General features: G+C 72.7%; 20 protein-coding genes. 10 read left to right on the top strand and 10 right to left on the bottom strand.

The window, feature by feature from the left end; all coding sequences use genetic code 11:
* Positions 1–60: 60 nt before the first annotated feature.
* The 3 genes from OG711_RS05625 to OG711_RS05615 are packed head-to-tail and all read right to left on the bottom strand — an operon-like array spanning position 61 to position 1,578.
* Positions 61–618, bottom strand: a complete 558-nt coding sequence (locus tag OG711_RS05625) for a hypothetical protein (RefSeq protein ID WP_329558595.1) — start codon at positions 616–618, stop codon at positions 61–63.
* 7 nt (positions 619–625) lie between these two features.
* A complete protein-coding gene (locus OG711_RS05620; RefSeq protein ID WP_329558594.1) occupies positions 626–1,423 on the bottom strand; it encodes a glycosyltransferase family 2 protein in 798 nt (265 codons plus the stop codon).
* Positions 1,420–1,578, bottom strand: a complete 159-nt coding sequence (locus OG711_RS05615; RefSeq protein WP_266505970.1) for a hypothetical protein — start codon at positions 1,576–1,578, stop codon at positions 1,420–1,422. The genes OG711_RS05620 and OG711_RS05615 overlap by 4 nt, the downstream gene beginning before the upstream one ends.
* Before the next feature lie 251 nt (positions 1,579–1,829).
* On the opposite strand from OG711_RS05615, the gene OG711_RS05610 reads away from it, so the two are divergent.
* Positions 1,830–2,303: a carboxymuconolactone decarboxylase family protein gene (locus tag OG711_RS05610; protein WP_329558593.1), complete on the top strand. Its 474-nt coding sequence runs from the start codon at positions 1,830–1,832 to the stop codon at positions 2,301–2,303.
* A 149-nt stretch (positions 2,304–2,452) separates the two neighbouring features.
* On the top strand, positions 2,453–3,376 hold the full coding sequence (locus OG711_RS05605) for an RNA polymerase sigma-70 factor (protein ID WP_329558592.1): 924 nt from the start codon (positions 2,453–2,455) through the stop codon (positions 3,374–3,376).
* A gap of 280 nt (positions 3,377–3,656) precedes the next feature.
* Here OG711_RS05605 and OG711_RS05600 read toward each other — a convergent pair whose 3' ends face one another.
* Entirely contained in the window at positions 3,657–3,995 is a 339-nt protein-coding gene (locus OG711_RS05600; protein ID WP_073786995.1) for a ribosome maturation factor RimM, read from the bottom strand.
* A 198-nt stretch (positions 3,996–4,193) separates the two neighbouring features.
* The gene (locus OG711_RS05595; RefSeq protein ID WP_329558591.1) at positions 4,194–4,598 is read right to left on the bottom strand and encodes a winged helix-turn-helix transcriptional regulator; all 405 of its coding nucleotides are present in this window, start codon (positions 4,596–4,598) and stop codon (positions 4,194–4,196) included.
* A gap of 59 nt (positions 4,599–4,657) precedes the next feature.
* On the opposite strand from OG711_RS05595, the gene OG711_RS05590 reads away from it, so the two are divergent.
* Both OG711_RS05590 and OG711_RS05585 read left to right on the top strand, forming a co-directional pair.
* Positions 4,658–5,512 (top strand): MBL fold metallo-hydrolase, encoded by an 855-nt coding sequence (locus OG711_RS05590; protein ID WP_329558590.1) that lies wholly within the window; start codon positions 4,658–4,660, stop codon positions 5,510–5,512.
* 144 nt (positions 5,513–5,656) lie between these two features.
* Positions 5,657–6,625 (top strand): zinc-binding dehydrogenase, encoded by a 969-nt coding sequence (locus OG711_RS05585; protein ID WP_329563635.1) that lies wholly within the window; start codon positions 5,657–5,659, stop codon positions 6,623–6,625.
* A gap of 97 nt (positions 6,626–6,722) precedes the next feature.
* Here OG711_RS05585 and OG711_RS05580 read toward each other — a convergent pair whose 3' ends face one another.
* Entirely contained in the window at positions 6,723–7,058 is a 336-nt protein-coding gene (locus OG711_RS05580; protein ID WP_073786988.1) for an NIPSNAP family protein, read from the bottom strand.
* 370 nt (positions 7,059–7,428) lie between these two features.
* Between OG711_RS05580 and OG711_RS05575 the strand changes: the two genes are divergently transcribed.
* Together OG711_RS05575 and OG711_RS05570 are read left to right on the top strand one after the other, a co-directional pair.
* Positions 7,429–9,468, top strand: a complete 2,040-nt coding sequence (locus OG711_RS05575; RefSeq protein ID WP_329558589.1) for a M4 family metallopeptidase — start codon at positions 7,429–7,431, stop codon at positions 9,466–9,468.
* 303 nt (positions 9,469–9,771) lie between these two features.
* Positions 9,772–9,975, top strand: a complete 204-nt coding sequence (locus OG711_RS05570; RefSeq protein WP_015610594.1) for a cold-shock protein — start codon at positions 9,772–9,774, stop codon at positions 9,973–9,975.
* Positions 9,976–10,088: 113 nt separating this feature from the next.
* On the opposite strand, the gene OG711_RS05565 is transcribed toward OG711_RS05570, so the two are convergent.
* From OG711_RS05565 to OG711_RS05555, 3 genes are read right to left on the bottom strand one after another with little or no spacing between them, the layout of a single operon-like run.
* On the bottom strand, positions 10,089–10,583 hold the full coding sequence (locus tag OG711_RS05565) for a GerMN domain-containing protein (protein WP_073786984.1): 495 nt from the start codon (positions 10,581–10,583) through the stop codon (positions 10,089–10,091).
* Positions 10,580–12,268, bottom strand: coding sequence for an ATP-binding protein (locus OG711_RS05560; protein ID WP_405672800.1), 1,689 nt, complete (start codon positions 12,266–12,268; stop codon positions 10,580–10,582). Before OG711_RS05560 ends, OG711_RS05565 begins: the two co-directional genes overlap by 4 nt.
* A complete protein-coding gene (locus tag OG711_RS05555; RefSeq protein ID WP_099282435.1) occupies positions 12,265–12,966 on the bottom strand; it encodes a response regulator transcription factor in 702 nt (233 codons plus the stop codon). The genes OG711_RS05560 and OG711_RS05555 overlap by 4 nt, the downstream gene beginning before the upstream one ends.
* Before the next feature lie 134 nt (positions 12,967–13,100).
* On the opposite strand from OG711_RS05555, the gene OG711_RS05550 reads away from it, so the two are divergent.
* The 4 genes from OG711_RS05550 to OG711_RS05535 are packed head-to-tail and all read left to right on the top strand — an operon-like array spanning position 13,101 to position 16,865.
* A complete protein-coding gene (locus OG711_RS05550) occupies positions 13,101–13,763 on the top strand; it encodes a hypothetical protein (RefSeq protein WP_266505948.1) in 663 nt (220 codons plus the stop codon).
* Entirely contained in the window at positions 13,760–14,866 is a 1,107-nt protein-coding gene (locus OG711_RS05545; protein ID WP_399547195.1) for a peptidoglycan-binding protein, read from the top strand. The genes OG711_RS05550 and OG711_RS05545 overlap by 4 nt, the downstream gene beginning before the upstream one ends.
* Positions 14,863–15,666: an ABC transporter ATP-binding protein gene (locus OG711_RS05540; RefSeq protein ID WP_329558588.1), complete on the top strand. Its 804-nt coding sequence runs from the start codon at positions 14,863–14,865 to the stop codon at positions 15,664–15,666. Before OG711_RS05545 ends, OG711_RS05540 begins: the two co-directional genes overlap by 4 nt.
* Positions 15,663–16,865 (top strand): ABC transporter permease, encoded by a 1,203-nt coding sequence (locus OG711_RS05535; protein ID WP_329558587.1) that lies wholly within the window; start codon positions 15,663–15,665, stop codon positions 16,863–16,865. The genes OG711_RS05540 and OG711_RS05535 overlap by 4 nt, the downstream gene beginning before the upstream one ends.
* A 63-nt stretch (positions 16,866–16,928) precedes the next feature.
* Here OG711_RS05535 and OG711_RS05530 read toward each other — a convergent pair whose 3' ends face one another.
* Complete coding sequence (locus tag OG711_RS05530; RefSeq protein ID WP_329558586.1) at positions 16,929–19,190, bottom strand: MMPL family transporter; 2,262 nt, start codon at positions 19,188–19,190, stop codon at positions 16,929–16,931.
* Positions 19,191–19,384: the final 194 nt, after the last annotated feature.

Raw genomic sequence — 19,384 nt, 5'->3', positions numbered from 1 at the left:
CCACGGACGACGGGCCCCGCCCGGATTCCGCCGGACGGGGCCGCCGCTGCCGGGACGGCGTCAGGCGGTGACCGGGGCCGTGAGGACGACCTCGGGGCCGCCCGCGCGGGTGCCCCAGCGGGTCCGGCCGCAGGTGAGGGTCGCGTACCAGCGGACCGCGCGCAGCACGGTCCACGCCCAGAGCAGGGCGAGGGGCGTGAGCAGCCAGGTGACGGTCTGGTGGGCGAGGGTCTCGTCGGAGCGGCGGACCGTGAGGTAGCGCAGGGCCTGGGCGTACCCGATGAGCAGGGGGACGGTGGCCAGCCAGGGGGAGAAGCCGATGTCGTGGCGCAGATGGAGGACGGCCATCCAGCAGAGGGCGCCGGTGCACACGAGTTGGAGGAACCAGCGCAGCAACTGGGCGACATAGGCGGGATGGGTGAGGGGGAGATGGCGGGCGCGCCACAGCGAGCGGATCGTGGAGCCGCGCATCCAGCGCAGGTACTGGCGCAGATGGTGACCGGTGCGTTCGGGCATGGCGGTGAGGACGACCGCGCTGGGCTGCTGGACCACCCGTCCCCTCAGCAGGGCGAAGAGGGTCAGCAGCGAGTCGTCGGAGAAGTGCACGGGCCTGCCCATGAAGGTCTCACCGAGGTAGGCGGCGAGGTTGTCGCGCAGGACGGGCCCGGTACGCGGCGAGGCTGCCGGGGGCGACCATCACCGCGCCGAGCGGGGAGAGCGCGGAGCGGTCCACGAGCTGGTTGGCGACGAAGTAGAGGTCGGTGACCCGGGTGAGGAGGGTGGCACGGTGGTTGGCGGCGACCACCAGTCCGGCGCTGCCCTGGACCCGGGGGTCGGCGAAGGGCTGGAGCACTTCACCGAGGGCGTCGGCGGCGAGACAGGCGTCGGAGTCGACGGTGACGATGATGTCGGCGTCGTCCGCCTCGCGCAGCGCGGTGACCTGCGCGTGGCGCTTGCCCTGGTTGGGGGTGCGCTGCCAGGTGGTGCGGATGCCCGCTTCCGCCGCGTGGCGGGTCCACCACTTCTCGACGGCGGGACAGCCGTCGTCGGAGCCGTCGTCGACGAGGTGCACCGCGTCGGGGCGACGGGACTGCGCGGCCAGCGCCGTCAGCGCGGCCCGCAGATAGGCGGGGTCCTCGTTGTACACGGGGACCAGGACCGCGATCCGCAGCTCGTCCAGGGCGCGTTGCCCGGCGGCGTCGGCACGGTGCGGCCGCTCGCAGGCGTAGAGCACGCTCTGGAGGATCAGCAGCAGCGCGACCGGCGCCCACAGCAGGACCGTGCGGCCGTCGTCCCGGTCCCCGAGGACACCGCCCGCCTCCAGTCCCCGTACCGCGGCCCAGGCGCCGATGACCAGAAGGGCGAGAGTCGCGGCGAGGAGCAGCGCGCGGGGCCGCCGGCCGACGGTCGGGGCGGAGGTCACCGCCGTCGCGTCCGTCTCTGGAACCCCAGCCGGACGCAGAACGCTCCCGCCGCCACGATCAGCAGCGAGAGTCCCACGATCCACTCCACACCCAGCGCCACACCACCGATCGCCAGGGCTCCTGTGCCCGTCTTCGCGAGCTGGCCTCCGTACATGTGCACCTCTCTCTGTGGTCCGTATGAACGGGCATATAGTCATATGTTCTGTTCGGGGTTGCCGCACGCCGTGCGGGACGCCGCCCGCCGCACCACCTGAACAGACCCCCGTCGCCTTCCCGCCCGGTCGACCGGTGCGGTGACCATGTTCGGGATGACGTGGATCACACGCCTCCGTGTCACAGGGCGCGGTGCTGTCTCGTCCCAGGGATACAGCCACCGAAGAGCCGCACAGCACGGAGGAGAACACGATGGACGCGCGACTGGACTACCTCGCCACCACGACAGGGACCAGGTCCCTCAAGCACTTCATGGCCGCGGGCACGGCACTCAAGGAGTCGCCGCTGCCCGCCGCGACACAGGAACTCGTGGCCCTGCGCGTGAGCCAGATCAACGGCTGCGCCGTCTGCGTCGACATGCACACCAAGGAGGCCGCCGCGGCCGGTGAGACATCGGCGCGGCTGCACCTGGTGGCGGCGTGGCGGGAGGCCACGGTCTTCACCGAGGCGGAACGGGCCGCGCTGGAACTGGCGGAGCAGGGGACCCGGGTCGCGGACGCGGCCGGCGGGGTCGGCGACGAGTGCTGGGCACGCGCCGCGAAGCACTACGAAGAGGAGCAGCTCACCGCCCTGGTGATCCTGGTCTCCGTCATGAACGCGGCGAACCGGCTGAACCTCATCGTCCAGCAGCCGGCCGGTGACTACCAGGTCGGCCAGTTCCACTGACCGGCCGCCGGTCGACCGGCCGTCGATGACGCGCTGGGGAACAGCAGGATTCCACCGCGACGACGCGGCTGACGGGTCGCCGGATCACCGGTGGCGTGCCGCGTGGATGCGCGGGCCGGGCGGGAAGACCTCAAGGAGGAGGACACGGCGTGAACAAGGCCGAGGAGTTCCAGGAGCTGCGGCCACTGCTGTTCTCGGTCGCCTACCGGATCCTGGGCAGCGTGAGCGAGGCCGAGGACGCGGTGCAGGAGGCCTGGCTGCGCTTCGACGCCTCGACGACGCTTCCCGCGTCGGTCAAGGCGTTCCTGTCCGCCACGGTCACCCGGATCTCGATCGACGTGCTGCGCTCCGCGCGGGTGCGGCGGGAGACGTACGTGGGTCCGTGGTTCCCCGAGCCGCTGCTGAGCGACCCGTACCAGGACCCGGCGCGCTCGGCGGAGCTGGCCGACTCGGTGTCGATGGCGGCGCTGCTGCTCCTGGAGCGGCTCAGCCCGCTGGAGCGGTCGGTGTTCGTGCTGCGGGACGTGTTCGGCTTCGGGTTCGACGACATCGCCTCGGCGGTGAGCCGTTCGGAGGCGGCATGCCGGCAACTGCTGGTACGGGCACGGCGGCACATGGACGCCGGGCGGCCGAGGTTCGAAGCGGACCGCGCGGAACGGCGGGAGCTGGCGGCGCGGTTCTTCGACGCCCTGCGCGAAGGTGATGTCGATGCCTTGCGGGAGCTGCTGGCCGCCGATGTGCGGCTGGCGTCGGACGGCGGCGGCAAGGCCCCGCAGGCGGCCAGGGCCGCCGTCGGTGCCGGGAACGTGGCCCGCCTGCTGGCCGCCGTCGTGCCGTTGCTGGCCCGGGTCGACGTGACGTTCGAGCCGTACGAGGTCAACGCCCGGCCCGGTGCCGTCTTCCGTGACCGGGACGGCAAGGTCCTCCAGATCCTGGCCCTCGATGTGCTCGACGGGCGGATCCAGGACATCCGCGCGGTGATCAACCCCGACAAGCTCGGCCACCTCGGACCGGTCGCCGATGCCTGGGCCGTCGACGGCGAGGTGAAACGGATCCGTCGGCGGGCGAGGTGACCTGGAGCGGGACCGGAGAGCCTGCGGGCCGTCGGGGCCGCCAGATCCGTCGGCCCACGCGCCCTGGCCCTCCCGTGGGGAGCCGGGAGGGTCGGCGCGGCCCGCCCGAGCGGTGGCATGACGGCGGGGCCGGTACGGGGTACCCGCTGGGGGTCGCGGATCGCCCGTGACCCCCAGAGTGGCACCGTTTGCGCCCTTTCAACAGGGTCGTGACCGAAATCCGCCCTGGAGGGACGGGTGGGGGCGGGGACGCCTCACCCCGCCCGTCGGCCGGCGGGTCTCACGGCCAGTAGTAGGCGCCCAGCTGACGACGGTAGTCGGGACTGTCGTAGTGGGTCTCCCGGAGGAACTCGGGCGCGTTCTTGACCTGGTCCTTGCTCAGCCCCACGAAGATCTTCTCGTCGGCCGTGTCGACCCGGGTGACCGAACCGGCGGGTATCAGGACCTCCTTGCCGAAGATCCACGGACCGGTGTCCACGACCAGACACGCCGAACCGACCTCGTCGGTGTGCTTGTCGACCTTGCCGATACCGCCGTCCAGGGCCTCGACCTTGAACCCGGTCAGATCGGACCCGGTGTGTCCAGCCGCGGACGGGTACTCCCACGCGTTCTCCTGCATGGCACAGACTCCTCTCGCTCGGGGAAGCGGTGCGGACGGGGCCCCGGCCACGCCGCTCCGTGAGGAGCTGTCCGCGGCCGTTCCCGCCCTCGCCCCCCGCCTGCCCTGCTCCTGGCCGGCCATGCCCCCGGATCATGACCCCGGTGTCCCGGTGTCCCGGTGTCCCGGTGTCCCGGTGTCCTGGTGACGGTGCGGCGATCAGCCGGGGGCGTCCCGTCGCGCGGTGCCCCACTCCCACATGCTGTGGACCACCGGCTCCAGCGCCCGGCCTTGGCCGGTGAGCGTGTAGCGGACCCGGGGCGGCCAACCGGCGCTGCGGTGGCGCTCGATGACGCCCGCGGCGGTCAGCTGGGCCAGCCGCTCCGAGAGGACCTTGTCGGAGAGCGCGGGCAGGGCCGCCGAGAGCTCGGAGTACGTAGCCTCCCCACGGCGCAGGAACTCGCGGAGCACCAGCGGCGTCCACCGGCCGCCCAGCACGGCGAGGGTGATGTCGACAGGGCACCGCGCTGCCCGGCCCGGCGGCACCAGCGCGCCGCCCGGACAGTCCTCCAGCGGGCCGTCCTGACCACCCGACGGGGCGTGTCCAACCGTTTGGTGAGTCACGAGGGCTCCTCCTAACGTCCGTCACGAACAGCCCGCCGAACTCGCCTCCAGGGGGCCTTGTGCGTATCCACCACCTCAACTGCGGTTCCCTCAGGAAGATTCCACCGCTCGGCACGGAACCCACGGCGGATGTCGCGCACCGCGAACGGGCCGCTGTCTGCCATTGCCTGCTCATCGAGACCGACTCGGACGGGCTGGTCCTGGTCGACACCGGCCTCGGCACCGCCGACCTGCGGCACCCCGAGCGGTCACTCGGCGCGGACTGGGTCGCCTACGCGCGGCCCGCGCTCGACCCCGAGGAGAGCGCGCTGCGCCAGGTCGTCCGCCTCGGGTACGCGCCGCGGGACGTGCGGCACATCGTGCTCACCCATCTGCATCGCGACCACACGGGAGGACTGCCGGACTTCCCGCACGCACGGGTGCATGTGCATCCCGACGAGTACCGGTCCGTCACCGACCCCGCGGCGCCGCACCACCGGCACAGCCTCGACCGGTTCATGTCCGCCCACCGGGCGCACCACCCCTTGCTGACGCCCGCGGTCGCCGTGCGGGACGGCGAGTGGTTCGGATTCCGGGACGTGGCACGGCCGCGGGGGCTCGCGGGTGAGCTGCTGGTGCCGCTGCCCGGCCACTCGGCGGGACACGCGGGCGTCGCCGTCCGCGACGGTGACGGACGGTGGCTGCTGCACGCGGGCGACGCGTACATGCATCACGGCGAGATCGAGCACACCCCGCCCCGCTCCCACCCCGCCCTCGACCCGGTCCAGCAGGGGGCACAGACCGATGCCGCGGCCCGGGTACTGACCAGGGACCGACTCCGCGGTCTGCGCCGCGACCACGCGGACGAGGTCACCGTCCTCAGCGCCCACGACCCGTGGGAGTTCGCCCGCCTCACCGCTCGCGCGGGCTCGTAGGGGGCCGTCCGGGCCGGGGCGGTGGCCGGTGCCGCCATTGGTGCGGTGTCCGGGCGGCCGGTGACGCCACCCGCGCCGGTTCGTACGCCGGTGCGCCACGATGACCCCCGCAGACGATCACGAGGAGGCCCAGTGGGGAAGACCATGCGCGCCGTCGTCCTGGAGGAGCCGGGGCCGGTGGACCGTCTGGAGTTGAAGGTGCTCCCGGTTCCGGAGCCGGGGCCGGGCTGGGTGCGGATCAAGGTGGAGGCGTTCGGTATCAACCGGTCCGAACTCCACACCCGGCTCGGTCTCGCCGAAGGGGTGACCCTGCCCCGGGTGCTGGGGATCGAGGCCACCGGGACCGTCGACGCAGACCCGGACGGGGTGCTGCCTTTGGGGCAGCAGGTGGTCACGATGATGGGCGGGATGGGCCGCACCTACGACGGTGGCTATGCCGAGTACACGGTCGTGCCGCGCTCCCAGGTGGTCCCCTTCCGCTCGGAGCTGCCCTGGGAGACGGTGGGCGCGCTGCCGGAGACCCTTCAGACCGCGTACGGATCGCTCACCACCGGCCTGGATCTGCGGTCGGGGCAGACGCTGCTGATCCGTGGCGGCACCTCCGCCCTGGGGATGACGGCGGCGGCGCTCGCCCGCGACCTCGGGGCGACCGTGTTCGCGACCACCCGTGATCCGGACCGGCTCCGGGTCCTGGCCGAACACGGCGTAGACCATCCGCTGGTCGACGACGGCACGGTCGCCCCGCTGGTGCGCGAGATCCTTCCGGACGGGGTGGACGCCGGGCTCGAACTCGTCGGCACACCCACACTTCCCGACACGCTGGCCGCCACCCGCTCCCAGGGCACCGTCTGCTTCACCGGGATGCTCTCCAACCGGTGGACGATCCCGGACTTCTACCCGATCGCGTATCTGCCCCGCGGGCTGCGGCTGTCGGCGTACGGCGGGGAGTCGGGCGATCTGCCCGCCGAGGTGTTCCAGCGCTATCTGGACCGCATCGCCACCGGTGAGTTCTCCGCGGGCCCCGTCCATGTCTACCCGCTGGACCGGATCAGGGACGCGCACCGGGACATGGAGGAGGGCAGGCGCACGGGCAAGCTCGTCGTACGCCTCTGAACCCGGTGGCGGTACAGGTTCCGCGACGCCGCGCCACGCGACCTCTGCCGGGGACCCACCACCACCCCGCGCACCGGGCCCGGGAGCGCGCCTGACCTCAGACGGACGGCTCGTCCCGCGGCGCCGGTGCGGCGTCGAGCGGGCGCAGGAAGCGGCGCTCGTAGCGGCGGATGCACTTCGTCCGGCGGGCCAGTTCGAACGCGGCCACGCACTCGGGGTCGGTGACGCTGTCCGCCCGGTAGCGCTCGTACCGCGCGAAGTCGGGGAAGGAGAAGAGGGCGTACGCGATGTCGCTGTCACCCTCGCTGGGCAGGAAGTAGCCGTGATGGGTGCCGCCGAAGCGGTTGACGAGGCCGACCCAGCGGCGGCCGTACTCCTCGAAGTCGTCGATGCGGTCGGGGTCGATCTCGTACTTCAGATGGATGGTGATCATCTTGGCCTTGTTCCTGTCGCTGGTCGCCGGACTCCGGGACGCGTAGCCCTGTGCGGCCGGGCGTCACGGTCGGGAGCTTACGAGGCGGTCGGCGGGGGCGGTTCCGGGGGCGGGTGATCGGGAGTCCGCCGTCGCGGATCTCCTGGGCGGAGGAGTCCCTGGGCGGAGGAGTTCCGGCCAAGGTTTGACGCGCCCCTGACAGGAGGGTGCCACTCCTGCCACTCTTCCCCCGTCCGTCGCACCACCGCTCACCGCACCACCGCTCACCGCACCACCGCTTCGCCGTACCCGCCGCACCGCCGCACCGTTCGTTCTGCCGGGGCGCGCCTCGACCAGGCCGTCCCACAGCCCCCTCGCAGAAGGAGTCCGCGTGAGATCCACGCTTCGCCGGCGCACCGCCGTGACCGGCGCGCTCATATCCACCGCCGCCCTGCTGGCCTTCGGCCTTCCGGCCGGTCCCTCGGCTGCCCAGCCCGCCACCGCCGGACCGGGTACCACCCGGGCGGGCGCCGCCGACCCCGGCGCCCTGCCCCGTAGCCTCACCCCCGCCAAGCGCGCCGAACTGATCCGCGCCCGGAGCGCCACCACCACGGCCACCGCCCGGGAACTGGGCCTCACCGCGCGGGAGAAGCTCGTCGTCCGGGACGTCACCCAGGACCGCGACGGCACCACCCACACCCGCTACGAGCGCACCTTCGCCGGGCTGCCGGTGCTCGGCGGCGACCTGGTGGTGTCCGAGACCGGGGCGGGCGCGACCGAGTCGATCGCCATGGCTTCCCGGACAGCCCTCAAGGGGGTCCGCACCACGGCCGGTATCGCCCCGTCCGCCGCCGAGAAGCAGGCGCTGGGCCGGGCGAGGGCCGAGGGCTCCACCAGGACCGCCGCCGACCGCGCGCCGCGCAAGGTGGTCTGGCTGGCGCGGGGGACGGAACCGGTCCTCGCGTACGAGACGGTCGTCGGCGGTCTCCAGCACGACGGCACCCCCAACGAACTGCATGTCGTCACCGACGCGGGCGACGGCAAGAAGCTGTTCGAATGGCAGGCGGTGCACAACGGCACCGGCAACACCCAGTACAGCGGTCAGGTGACGCTCGGCAGTTCCGGGTCCGGCTCCTCGTACCAGCTCACCGACGCCGGACGCGGCGGTCACCGGACGTACGACCTGGCCAAGGGGACCCCCGGGACCCCCACCCTGTTCGCCGGAACCGACGACGTGTGGGGCGACGGCCTGCCCGCCCACAACGAGACGGCCGCCGCGGACGCCGCCTACGGCGCCGGTCTGACCTGGGACTACTTCAAGAACGTGCAGGGCCGCAACGGTATCCGCGGTGACGGGGCCGGTGCTTCCTCACGGGTGCACTACGGGAACAACTACTCCAACGCGTTCTGGCAGGACTCCTGTTTCTGCATGACGTACGGCGACGGCTACGCCAACGCCGAGCCGCTCACCGCGATCGACGTGGTCGCGCACGAGATGACGCACGGTGTCACCTCGGCCACGGCGAACCTGATCTACAGCGGCGAGTCCGGCGGACTGAACGAGGCGACCTCCGACATCTTCGCGGCGGCCGTGGAGTTCCACGCCAACAACCCCCAGGACGTGGGTGACTACCTGGTCGGCGAGAAGATCGACATCCGGGGGAACGGCACACCGCTGCGCTACATGGACGAGCCGAGCAAGGACGGGCCGTCCAAGGACTACTGGTACCCCACCCTCGGCAGCCAGGACGTCCACTACTCGTCGGGCCCGGCGAACCACTGGTTCTATCTCGCGTCCGAGGGAAGCGGGGCCAAGACCGTCAACGGGGTCAGCTACTACTCGCCTACCTCCGACGGACTGCCCGTGACCGGTATCGGCCGGGACAAGGCGGCGCTGATCTGGTTCAAGGCGCTGACCACCAAGTTCACCACCACCACCGACTACGCGGGAGCGCGCGCGGGCACCCTCGCGGTCGCCGCCGAGTTGTACGGGGCGAGCAGTCCGGAGGTCGCGCGTGTGACCGACGCCTGGGCCGGTGTCAACGTCGGTGACCGCCCCGGTGGCGTCGACCCCAACCCCCCGGGCACGGTCTTCGAGAACACGACCCCCGTCACCATCCCGGACCTCGGTCCGGCGGTCACGTCCTCGGTCACGGTGTCCGGTATCACGGGCAACGCCCCGGCCACGCTGCACGTCGGGGTGGACATCGTCCACACCTTCCGCGGCGACCTGGCGGTGGACCTGCTGGCGCCCGACGGGACCGTGTACCCGCTGAAGGCGTCCAGCCCGTACGACACGGCGCCCAACCTCAGGACGGCCTACCGGGTCGATGCCTCGTCGGAGGTCGCCAACGGCGTCTGGAAGCTGCGCGTGCAGGACAAGGCGTGGGACGACACCGGTCACATCAACAGTTTCCGACTGACGTTCTGAGCCTGGCGTCCCGCGGTCGCGCGGGGCGTGACCCCGCCGGCACCACGGGCCCACCGGCCGCCTCGCCGCGGCCCGGCCCCGGACTCCCCGGAGCCGGGCCCGGGATCACCGGTCGGGGTCATGTAGCCAGGCGATCACAAATCGGATAACTTTCTTGCCGGTAGTCGTGGTTCGAAGTCATCAGCGCCCGCGGTTCGCGCCGTGGGCGCTGCGCTGTGCAGCATGCCCGAGGACCAGGGCGATCACCTCAACCGAGGGGCACTGACAAGCCGGTGTCCCGCAACCCTGGACAAAGGGGCAGACATGGCCACGGGCACTGTGAAGTGGTTCAACGCCGAAAAGGGTTTCGGCTTCATCGCCCAGGACGGCGGCGGCCCGGACGTCTTCGTCCACTACTCCGCCATCAACGCGTCCGGCTTCCGGTCCCTGGAGGAGAACCAGCAGGTCACCTTCGACGTCACCCAGGGCCCGAAGGGTCCGCAGGCGGAGAACGTCATCCCGGCCTGACCGGACACGCCGTACCGCCCCTCGCGGGCACCGCTGGTCGCATCTGCCCCGCTGGAGTCCGTCCGGCGGGGCAGAGCCTTGTGCGCGCGCCCGCCCCCGTACCGTCCCCGCCCTCACCCGTCGAGGAACTCCGCGCACCGGTAGGGGCCCAGGTCGGCGCTGTCGGGCTGGCGCACCGTGACCTCGACGTCGTCGGTCCTGACCTTCGGGTCGAGCACGGACTGGGCGCGGGCCAGGGTGCACACCAGTTGCCCCGTTCCCTGGTCGCGGCCCGTTCCCGCGTAGGAGTCCTCAAGGCGCACGGTGACGCGGGTGCCTGTTCCGCTCACCTGGAAGCCGGGGAGTTCGAGGAGGTTGGTGAGCCCGTCGCGCCGCTGGTCGGCCGACGGCCCCTGGAAGAACAGCTTCATCACCCCGCTGAGGCTGTCGAATTCCTGGTGACGCGTGGGGACCCCGCGCAGACCGGAGGCGGACGCGTAGTACATCCGCACCCCCCGCGTCGGCCCGGACGCGGACTCACCCGTGCCGATCACCCCGGTCGGCTGGACGCCGCAGCCCATCAGGGCGAGCCCCAGCGCGCCGACCGACACCCTCTGCCGGACCCTCACTCCGTGTCCTCCCCCGTGCGTCGCAGCGGCAGCCGCAGCGTGAACACCGCTCCGCCCCGCGGTTCGTGGGCCGCCCGCTCGCCACCCTTGCCGTTCCCGTCGTTCCCGTCGGCCAGGTCGGCCACCTCGATCGTGCCGCCGTGCAGCCGCGCGTTCTCCAGCGCGATCGCCGTGCCGAGGCCACTGCCCTGGCCGCTGTCGTCGGCCGCGCCGCGTGTGCGGGCCGCGTCCGCCTTGTAGAACCGGTCGAAGACCCGCTCCCGGGCTCCCGGCGGCAGTCCGGGGCCGTGGTCGGCCACCGCCAGCGTCACCCACTCCGTGCCGCTCCCGTCCGCCGAGGGGGCCGTCGCGAGGGTCACCGTGACCGGCGGGGCCCCGTGCCGCAGCGCGTTGCCCACCAGGTTCGCCACGATCACGTCGATGCGGCGCCGGTCGACCACCGCCCGCACACCCTCCGCCAGCCGTGTCTCCACCCGGTCCGTCCAGCCGCGCAGGGCCAGCGACGCCCGTACGGTGTCGGCCAGATCCGTCTCGGCGGCGTTCAGCCGTACCGCCTTGGCGTCGAAGCGGGAGATCTCCATCAGGTCATCGACCAGCCGGGCCAGCCGCGCCGTCTCCGCGCCGACGGTACGGGCCGCGTGTGCCGCGTCCGGCGGCAACTGGTCGGCGTCCTCCTCCAGGACGGTCGCCACCATCGTCATCGCCGCCAGCGGTGTGCGCAGTTCGTGCGACACGTCCGCGACGAAGCGGCGCGCCTTCGCCTCCTGCTCGCGCAGTTCCGCGTCGGAGGCCTGGAGCGCGTCCGCCGTCTCGTTGAACGTCCTCGCCAGCTCAGCCAGTTCGTCGTGCCCGGTGGCGGCGACCCGGCTGCCGAGGTCCCCGGCCGCGAGCTCGCGGGTGGCCCGCCCCAGTTTGCGTACCGGACGCAGCACGGTTCCCGCCGCCAGCAGCGCCAGGGCGGCGGCCAGCACCACCACCGGTACGGTGCCCTCCCGCGCCGAGTCCAGCAGGGCGGCGATGTCGTCCCGTTCGGCCCGCAGATCGGTGAGCGCGTAGACCTCCAGACCGGAGGTCTCCCGGTCCCCGTCCGCGTATCTCACGGGCATGCCGACGACGAGATAGGGCTCGCCCCGCCACATCACCCGCTGGAACCGGGCCTCGTCCCCGATGTGCACGGCGGTGCGCAGTTCGGGGGAGATCCGGGCGTCCGGGTCGGTGCGTGAGTCGGAGACCGCGACGAGGTCCTGGTACCGGGCGACCACGACACGGCTGTCGCTGACGAGGCCGTCCGCGACCTGTGCCGTGAACCGCGACAGCGACCGCTGGTCGGGGGGTATCTCGAAGTCGGCGGCGACCGCGGTGACCTGGTCCCGGAGGTCGTGCACGGCCGCTTGCTGGGTGCGCTGGAGAACGGCGGTGCGTGCGTCCCGGTAGGCGAGGGCGGTCGCGGTCACCGCGCTGATCAGGGCCACGACGACGAAGGCGACGACCAGCCGGACGCGCAGTCCGCCGATCAGCCGCCCGATCAGCCGCCGGGGGCGCCGCCGCTTCGGCGCGGTGCCGCGCCCGTCCCCGCGTGCCGCCCCGGACCCGCGTGCCGCCCTGTCCGCACCTGTTGCCCCGTCCCCGCGTGCCGCTCCCGGCCCCCGCTTCGCTCCACCCCCGCGTCCGTCCCCCCGGCTCACAGCGGTCCGAAGCGGTAGCCGAAGCCGCGCACCGTCTGGACGTAGCGCGGCTTGCCCGGTATGTCCTCCAGTTTGGCCCGCAGTCGGGCGACGGCCGCGTCCACCAGCCGGGAATCGCCCAGGAAGGTGTGGTCCCAGATGGATTCCAGCAGCCGCTCACGGCTGAAGACCCGGCCGGGGGAGGCCGACAGCTCAAGGAGCAGCCGCAGCTCGGTGGGCGGCAGCGCGACCGGGACCCCGTGCTTGGTGACGGTCAGCCCGGCGCGGTCGATCACCAGCCCGGCGAGGTCGGCGCCCGCGCCCGGTGCCGGTCCGGCCGGTGACGGCTCCGCGCGGCGCAGCGCCGCCCGGATACGGGCCTCCAGCACGGGTGCGGTGACCGGCTTGACCACATAGTCGTCGGCGCCCGCCTCCAGGCCCGTCACGATGTCCTGGTCGTCGCCGCGGGCGGTCAGCATGATGACCGGCATGGCGGTGGTCCGGGCGCGGATGCGGCGGCACACCTCGAAGCCGTCGATACCGGGCAGCATCAGGTCCAGCACGGCCAGTTCGACCTTCCCGCCGCCCGGACCGTCCAGCAGGTCGAGGGCCTCCTCGCCGGTGGCCGCCGTGTCGACGTCGTAGCCGTGCCGGCGCAGCACGAGCTCCATCCCGTCCCGTACGGACGCGTCGTCCTCGATCAGCAGTACATGCGGCATGCGGTCGATTATGGCCGTCCCGATCGCTGCTCCGCTGCCCTGGCCGGGGGTCGATGTCGCAGGTCGGGGCATTGTTACGTGCTCATCATATGACCATGGAATCGCCATCACGTGGCGTGGCGAGGGTGGTGGCCATGAGCGTGAACACGACCTCCCGTACGACTGCCCGGCTGCGCCTGACCGCGCTCGTCGTGCTGCCCGTCCTCGCCTTCTCCATGGCCTGTGTCGGCGGTGACGACAGCAACGCGGACGGCGCCAGGAAGGACACCGCGATCGCCGAGGTGCCCGCCGCGCCGGACAAGCCGGACGCGAGCCCCACCAAGAGCGATAAGAAGCCGGGTGCCCGTTCCGACAGCAGGAGCGCCTTCTACGACGCCCAGATGACGTACATCGAGTGCATGCGCGCCAAGGGCGGCTATCCGGACTTCCCCGACCCCAGGCTCAACGGCCATCCCGACTGGGACAAGATCAACGCCATCGGGTCCCAGCCCGGCCGCAACCAAGGCATCAGGGGCGGCAGGAACGGCGTCTGCGTCGAACAGTTGCAGGCCGTCTCGGCGGCCACGCCCAAGATCGACCAGCAGAAGGCGTACGAGTCGATGCTCGCGCACGCCCACTGCATGCGGGACAACGGCGTCTCCAAGTTCGTCAACCCGACCATGAGCGGCGGCAACGCCCAGCCGGGCGGACAGTCGAACCCGATGGACCCGGCCTTCGACGAGGAGTCACCGGCGTACAAGAAGGCCCGCGAGGCGTGCGCGTCGAAGCTGCTCGACGGTCTGGACGGGATGCAGTGACCCGGAGGTCCGGACGGCACGCGGTCAAGGGCCGTACCGCTCTGGTGGTGCTGGGCGCGGTGACCGTCTGCGCCGCCGTCACCGGGGGCGCGCTGTACCTCGGCGGTGGTGGCGGGGACGGGGGCGACCCCGGGCGCGGCGGTCTGCCGCCCGCCACCACGCCGGTCGTACGCACCGACCTGGTCAGCTCCAAGACGGTCGACGGCACAATCGACTTCGCGCAGCGCCGTCCCGTCGGATCCGCGGTGGAGGGCACCGTCACGGTGGCCGCCTCCGAAGGGGCGACGCTGACCCGGGGGCAGGCGCTGTACGAGCTGGACGACAAGCCCGTCACCCTGCTCTACGGGCCCGTCCCGATGTTCCGCGAGATGAAGGACGGCGACCGCGGTAGCGATGTGCTCCAACTGGAGCGCAATCTGCGCGACCTGGGGTACGGGGCGCGGCTGTACGTCGACATCTGGTACGACAAGGACACCGAGGCCGCCGTCAAGCGGTGGCAGAAGTCCCTGAACCGCGACGTCACCGGCCGGGTTGGGCGCGGACATGTCGTCTTCCAGCCCGGCCAGGTCAAGGTGGTCTCCGCCGACGCGGCGCTCGCCGACCAGGTCGGACCGGACGGGAAGGTCCTGACGATCGCCTCCACCAACCCCGTCGTCCGGGCACAACTGGACCAGGGGGACGGGGCGCTCACCTCCGACGGCACCAAGGTCGAGGTCACCCTGCCGAGCGGGCGGACCGTGGCGGGGAAGGTCGCGGGGACGGTCCGGCCGGACCAGCTCGCCGCCGAGGGCGGTGAACCCGGCCCGGAGGGCATCACCGTCGAGGTCGTCCTGACCGGCGGCGCGGATGCCGTGTCCGGCGAGGACCCCGACGAACCGGCGAGCGTGAAGTTCGTCAGCGAGGCACGGAAGGGGGTCCTGGCGGTGCCCGTCGAGGCGGTCGTCGCCCTGCGCGGTGAGGACGGCGGCTACGGCCTCCAGATCGTCGAGAGCGGCGCGTCGAGGATGGTGCGGGTGGAGACGGGCATGACCGCCGACGGGCGGATCGAGGTCAGCGGCTCCGGCCTGCGCGAGGGGATGAAGGTCGGGGTGGCGAAGTCATGACACACCCTGAGGTGATCGAGGAACCCCCGTCGATCGGCACACCCGCTCCCGTGATCGAACTGCGGGACGCCGCCAAGTCGTACCCGGGCGGCGTCCACGCCCTGCGCGCGGTGAACCTCACCGTCGAAGCGGGTGAACTGCTCGCCGTCGTCGGCCCGTCCGGCTCCGGCAAGTCCACGATGCTCAACGTCATGGGCACCCTCGACAAGCCCACCTCGGGCACCGTCCGGGTCGCCGGGTACGACGTGTCCCGGCTCCCCGACTCCCGGCTCTCCGCGCTGCGCGCCCGCCATATCGGCTTCGTGTTCCAGCACTTCCATCTGGCGGCGGGACGCGACGCGGTGGACAACGTCGCCGACGGACTGCTGTACGCGGGCGTGCCGCTGAAGCGGCGCCGCGCCCTGGCACGGGAGGCCCTCGCCGGGGTGGGGCTGGACCACCGCCGCTCGCACACACCGAACGAGCTGTCCGGTGGTGAGAAGCAGCGGGTGGCCATCGCCCGCGCGCTGGTGGGTGACCCCACGCTGCTGCTGGCGGACGAACCGACCGGGGCGCTGGACACCGCGTCCGGCGCGATCGTCATGGAGCTGCTGCACGAGCTGCACGCGTCCGGCACCACCATCTGTGTGATCACCCATGACCGGGGGATCGCGGACTCGCTGCCGCGCCGGGTCCGCTTCAGGGACGGCGCGATCGTCTCGGACTCCCGTTCCGACGGGTCCGGTGCGTCCGGCGGGTCCGGCGGGTCGGACGGGTCCATGTCGTCGGGTGTGTCCGGTGGGGGAGGGGTCGGTTCATGAGGAACGTGGGGAACGACCTCAAGCCCTCCCGGCTCTCCGCGCGTGACGTCCTGCGGGTCGGCGCGGTCGGTCTGCGGGCGCGGCGCGCCCGGGTGGTGCTCTCGGCGCTCGGTATCGCCATCGGTATCGCGACCATGGTCGCGGTCGTCGGGCTGTCCGAGTCGAGCCGCGCGGACCTGATGGCCCGGCTCGACCGCCTCGGCACCAACCTCCTCACCGCCGAGGCGGCCGAGGACCCCTCGGGCACCCGGGTCAAGCTCGCGAAGTCGGCGGTCGCGATGGTCGAGCGCGTCGGACCGGTGCAGCACGCCACGGCCACCGCCGATGTCGACGCCCGTATCCGCCGCAGCGACGTGGTCCCCGAGGAGCGCACCGCCGGGGTCATCGCCCAGGCGGCCCGTACCGATCTGCTGTCCACGCTCGGCGGTGAGGTCGACCGGGGAGTCTGGCTCGACGGGGCGGGGGAACGCCTGCCGGTGACGGTGCTCGGCGCCCGGGCGGCGAACCGTCTCGGGGTCACCCGTACCGGCGAGACGATCATGATGGACGACATCCGTGTGGTCGTCGTCGGCATCCTGAAGCCGATCGAACTGGTTCCCGCCCTGGACCGGGTCGCGATGATCGGTTTCCCCGCCGCCGAACGCTACTTCGGCTTCGACGGCCACCCCACCACCGTCTTCGAGCGCTCCACGGACGCCTCGGTGGAGGACGTACGGGCGGTCCTGGCCCGCACCGTCAGCCCCGGCAACGAGGCGGGCGTCACGGTCTCCCGCCCGTCGGACGCGCTGGCCGCCAAGGCGGCCACCGACGAGGGGCTGACGAACCTGATGCTCGGCCTGGGCGCGGTGGCCCTCCTGGTCGGTGGTGTGGGCGTCGCCAACACCATGGTCATCTCCGTCCTGGAGCGCCGTCAGGAGATCGGCCTGCGCCGCTCGCTGGGCGCGACCCGGGGCGCGATCCGGCTCCAGTTCCTGACCGAGTCGCTGTTGCTGTCTGCGCTCGGCGGGGTGAGTGGCGCGCTGCTGGGCGCGGCGGCCACGGGCGGCTTCGCACGGTTCCAGGGGTGGACGGCTGTCGTCCCGCCCTGGTCCCTCGCGGGCGGTCTGGCGGCCACCCTGGTGATCGGTGTGGTCGCGGGCCTCTATCCGGCGATCCGGGCCTCACGGACGCATCCGACGGTGGCGCTGAACGCGACGTGAGGCGGTGGGGTCCGGGCGTCGTCCCGCTGGGCCGGTTCCCTGCTCGCGGGCCGGGGGCGGTTCCTAGCCGCCGGACGGTTCCCCCTTCCCCGTCGCGGGCCGCGCGGCGCCCGGGTCCCGTTCCGCCGGACGGCTGAGGACACCGGGCCACCAGGCGCGCGGGCCCAGGTCCCGGACGAGTGCGGGCACCAGGAGCGAGCGGACGATCAAGGTGTCGAGCAGCACGCCGAACGCCACGATGAACGCGATCTGCACCAGGAAGGACAGCGGGATCACCGCCAGCGCGGCGAAGGTCGCGGCGAGCACCACCCCGGCCGACGTGATCACCCCGCCGGTGGTGACCAGCCCCCGCAGCATGCCGGTGCGGACGCCGTGGACCAGGGACTCCTCGCGGGCCCGGGACATCAGGAAGATGTTGTAGTCGACGCCCAGGGCCACGAGGAAGACGAAGCCGTAGAGCGGTACGGAGGGATCGGTGGAGGCGGAGCCCAGCACGAGCGGGAAGACCAGGGCGCTGACCCCGAGGGTGGCCAGGAAGCTGAGCGCCACCGTCGCGACCAGCAGCAGCGGCAGGACCAGCGCACGCAGCAGGCCGATCAGTATGACCAGCACGATCAGCAGGACGACCGGCACGATCAGGTCGCGGTCGTGTTCGGCCGTGGTGCGGGCGTCGAGGCGCTGCGCGGTCCAGCCGCCGACGAGCGCGTCGGCTCCCGCCACGGAGTGCACGGTGTCGCGCAGGGCGAGGACGGTCCGTTCGGCCGCCGCGCTGTCGGAGCTGTCCGCCAGTACGGCGTCGATCCTGACCCGGCCGTCGGCGGAAGGCGCGGCGCTGCCCGGTCCACCCGGGCCGGGGGCGGGCGCCGCGGAGGCGACGCCCTCGGTGTCCGCGGCGGCGCGTACGACCCGCTCGGCGCTGTCGGCGTCGGTGAGGATCACCGCCGGGGTCCCGGAGCCGCCGGGGAAGTGCCGGCCCAGCGTCTCCTGGGCGGCGACGGAAGGGGCGTCGTTCACGAAGATCTCGTCGAGCGGGAGGCCCTTGGCGCTGAGTCCTCCGGCGAACACCGAGAACAGGGCCAGTACGGCGAGGCTCGTCGCCCAGACCCGTCGCGGAGCCCGGTCCACTAGCCGCGCGACCCGCCCCCAGACCCCGGCCGTCGCCAGGACCCCGGCCGTCCCCGACGCCTGGTCCGCTTCCTGGACCCGGTCCGCTCGGGTCCTCTCACCCGTGCCGTCGGCGGCCACCGGAGTCGGTGCCGGTGCCGGTGCCGCGGTCTCGGGCTTCGCGGGCCAGTAGACGCTCCGGCCCAGCAGCATCAGCACCGCGGGCAGGAACGTCAGCACCGCGAGCACGGAACCGGCGATACCGATGGCGCCGACCGGACCGAGCGCCCGGTTGTTGGTCAGATCGCTGAGGAGGAGGGCGAGCAGCCCGAACGCGACGGTCGCGGCGCTCGCGAGGATGGCCCCGGCGGACCTGCGTACCGCGGCCCGCAGCGCGGCGTACGCGTCGGAGCGGACGGCGAGCTCCTCCCGGTGCCGGGCAGTCAGCAGCAGCGCGTAGTCGGTGGCGGCGCCGATGACCAGGATGGAGAGGATGCCCTGCACCTGCCCGTCGACGCGCACCACCCCCGCGTCCGCCAGCGCGTAGACCACCGCGCAGGACAGGGCGAGGGCGAGGACCGCGCTGAGGATGATCACCAGGGGGAGCAGGACGCTCCGGTACACCAGCACCAGGATCACCAGCACGGTCACGAGCGCCACCACGAGCAGCAGCCCGTCGATGCCCGAGAAGGCACCCTTGAGGTCGGCCTGGGAAGCGGCGGGCCCGGCGACCTGGGCGGTGGTCCCGGGTACCTTCCCCGCGGCGGCCCCGATGTCCTCGACGGCGGTGGGCAGGGCGTCGCCGAGAGCCGGGTCGAGGGGCACCACCCCACGCAGCGCCTCGCCGTCCTCCGAGGGCACGACGGGCGGGACCCGCCCGATGACCTCCGTGTCCGCCCCGACCGCGGCGAGCACCCGGTTCGCCGCCTCCTCGGCGCCCGCGTCCAGCCGCCCGCCGCCCTCGGCCGTCCAGACGACGATCGCCGGTACCGGTTCCTCCTGGGCGAGTTCCCGCTGCTCGGCTCCGACCTTGGTCGACTCGGCGCTGCGCGGCAGGAACGCCGACTGGTCGTTGGTGGCCACCTCCCCGAGCCGTCCCGCGAACGGGCCGAGCACACCGCCCACCCCGATCCAGACGGCCAGCAGCAGGAGCGGCACCAGCAGCCGGGGCGGCCGCCGCCGCGGTGGACGGCGGGAACCGGCGGGTACGGGCTCGGACATGTCTCCCCTGACGGTGCTCGCGGGCCGGACGGTGTGCGCGTCGCGTGGCACGGCCCGGATTCTGCGTCCCCGGTACGGCACGGGGGCCGGAGGCGCGGTGCGCCTCCGTTCCCCTTCCCGTTCCGTCCGCCGACCGGACGCGCCTTCGCGCGTGACGCGCGACACAGTAGCCCGCGCACCCCGGCGTGCGAGCG

The sequence above is a fragment of the Streptomyces uncialis genome (genome assembly GCF_036250755.1).
GTDB classification, from domain to species: Bacteria; Actinomycetota; Actinomycetes; order Streptomycetales; family Streptomycetaceae; genus Streptomyces; species Streptomyces uncialis.
Note: the sequence above shows the minus strand (reverse complement) of the source record. Positions and strands in the feature narration are given on the sequence as shown.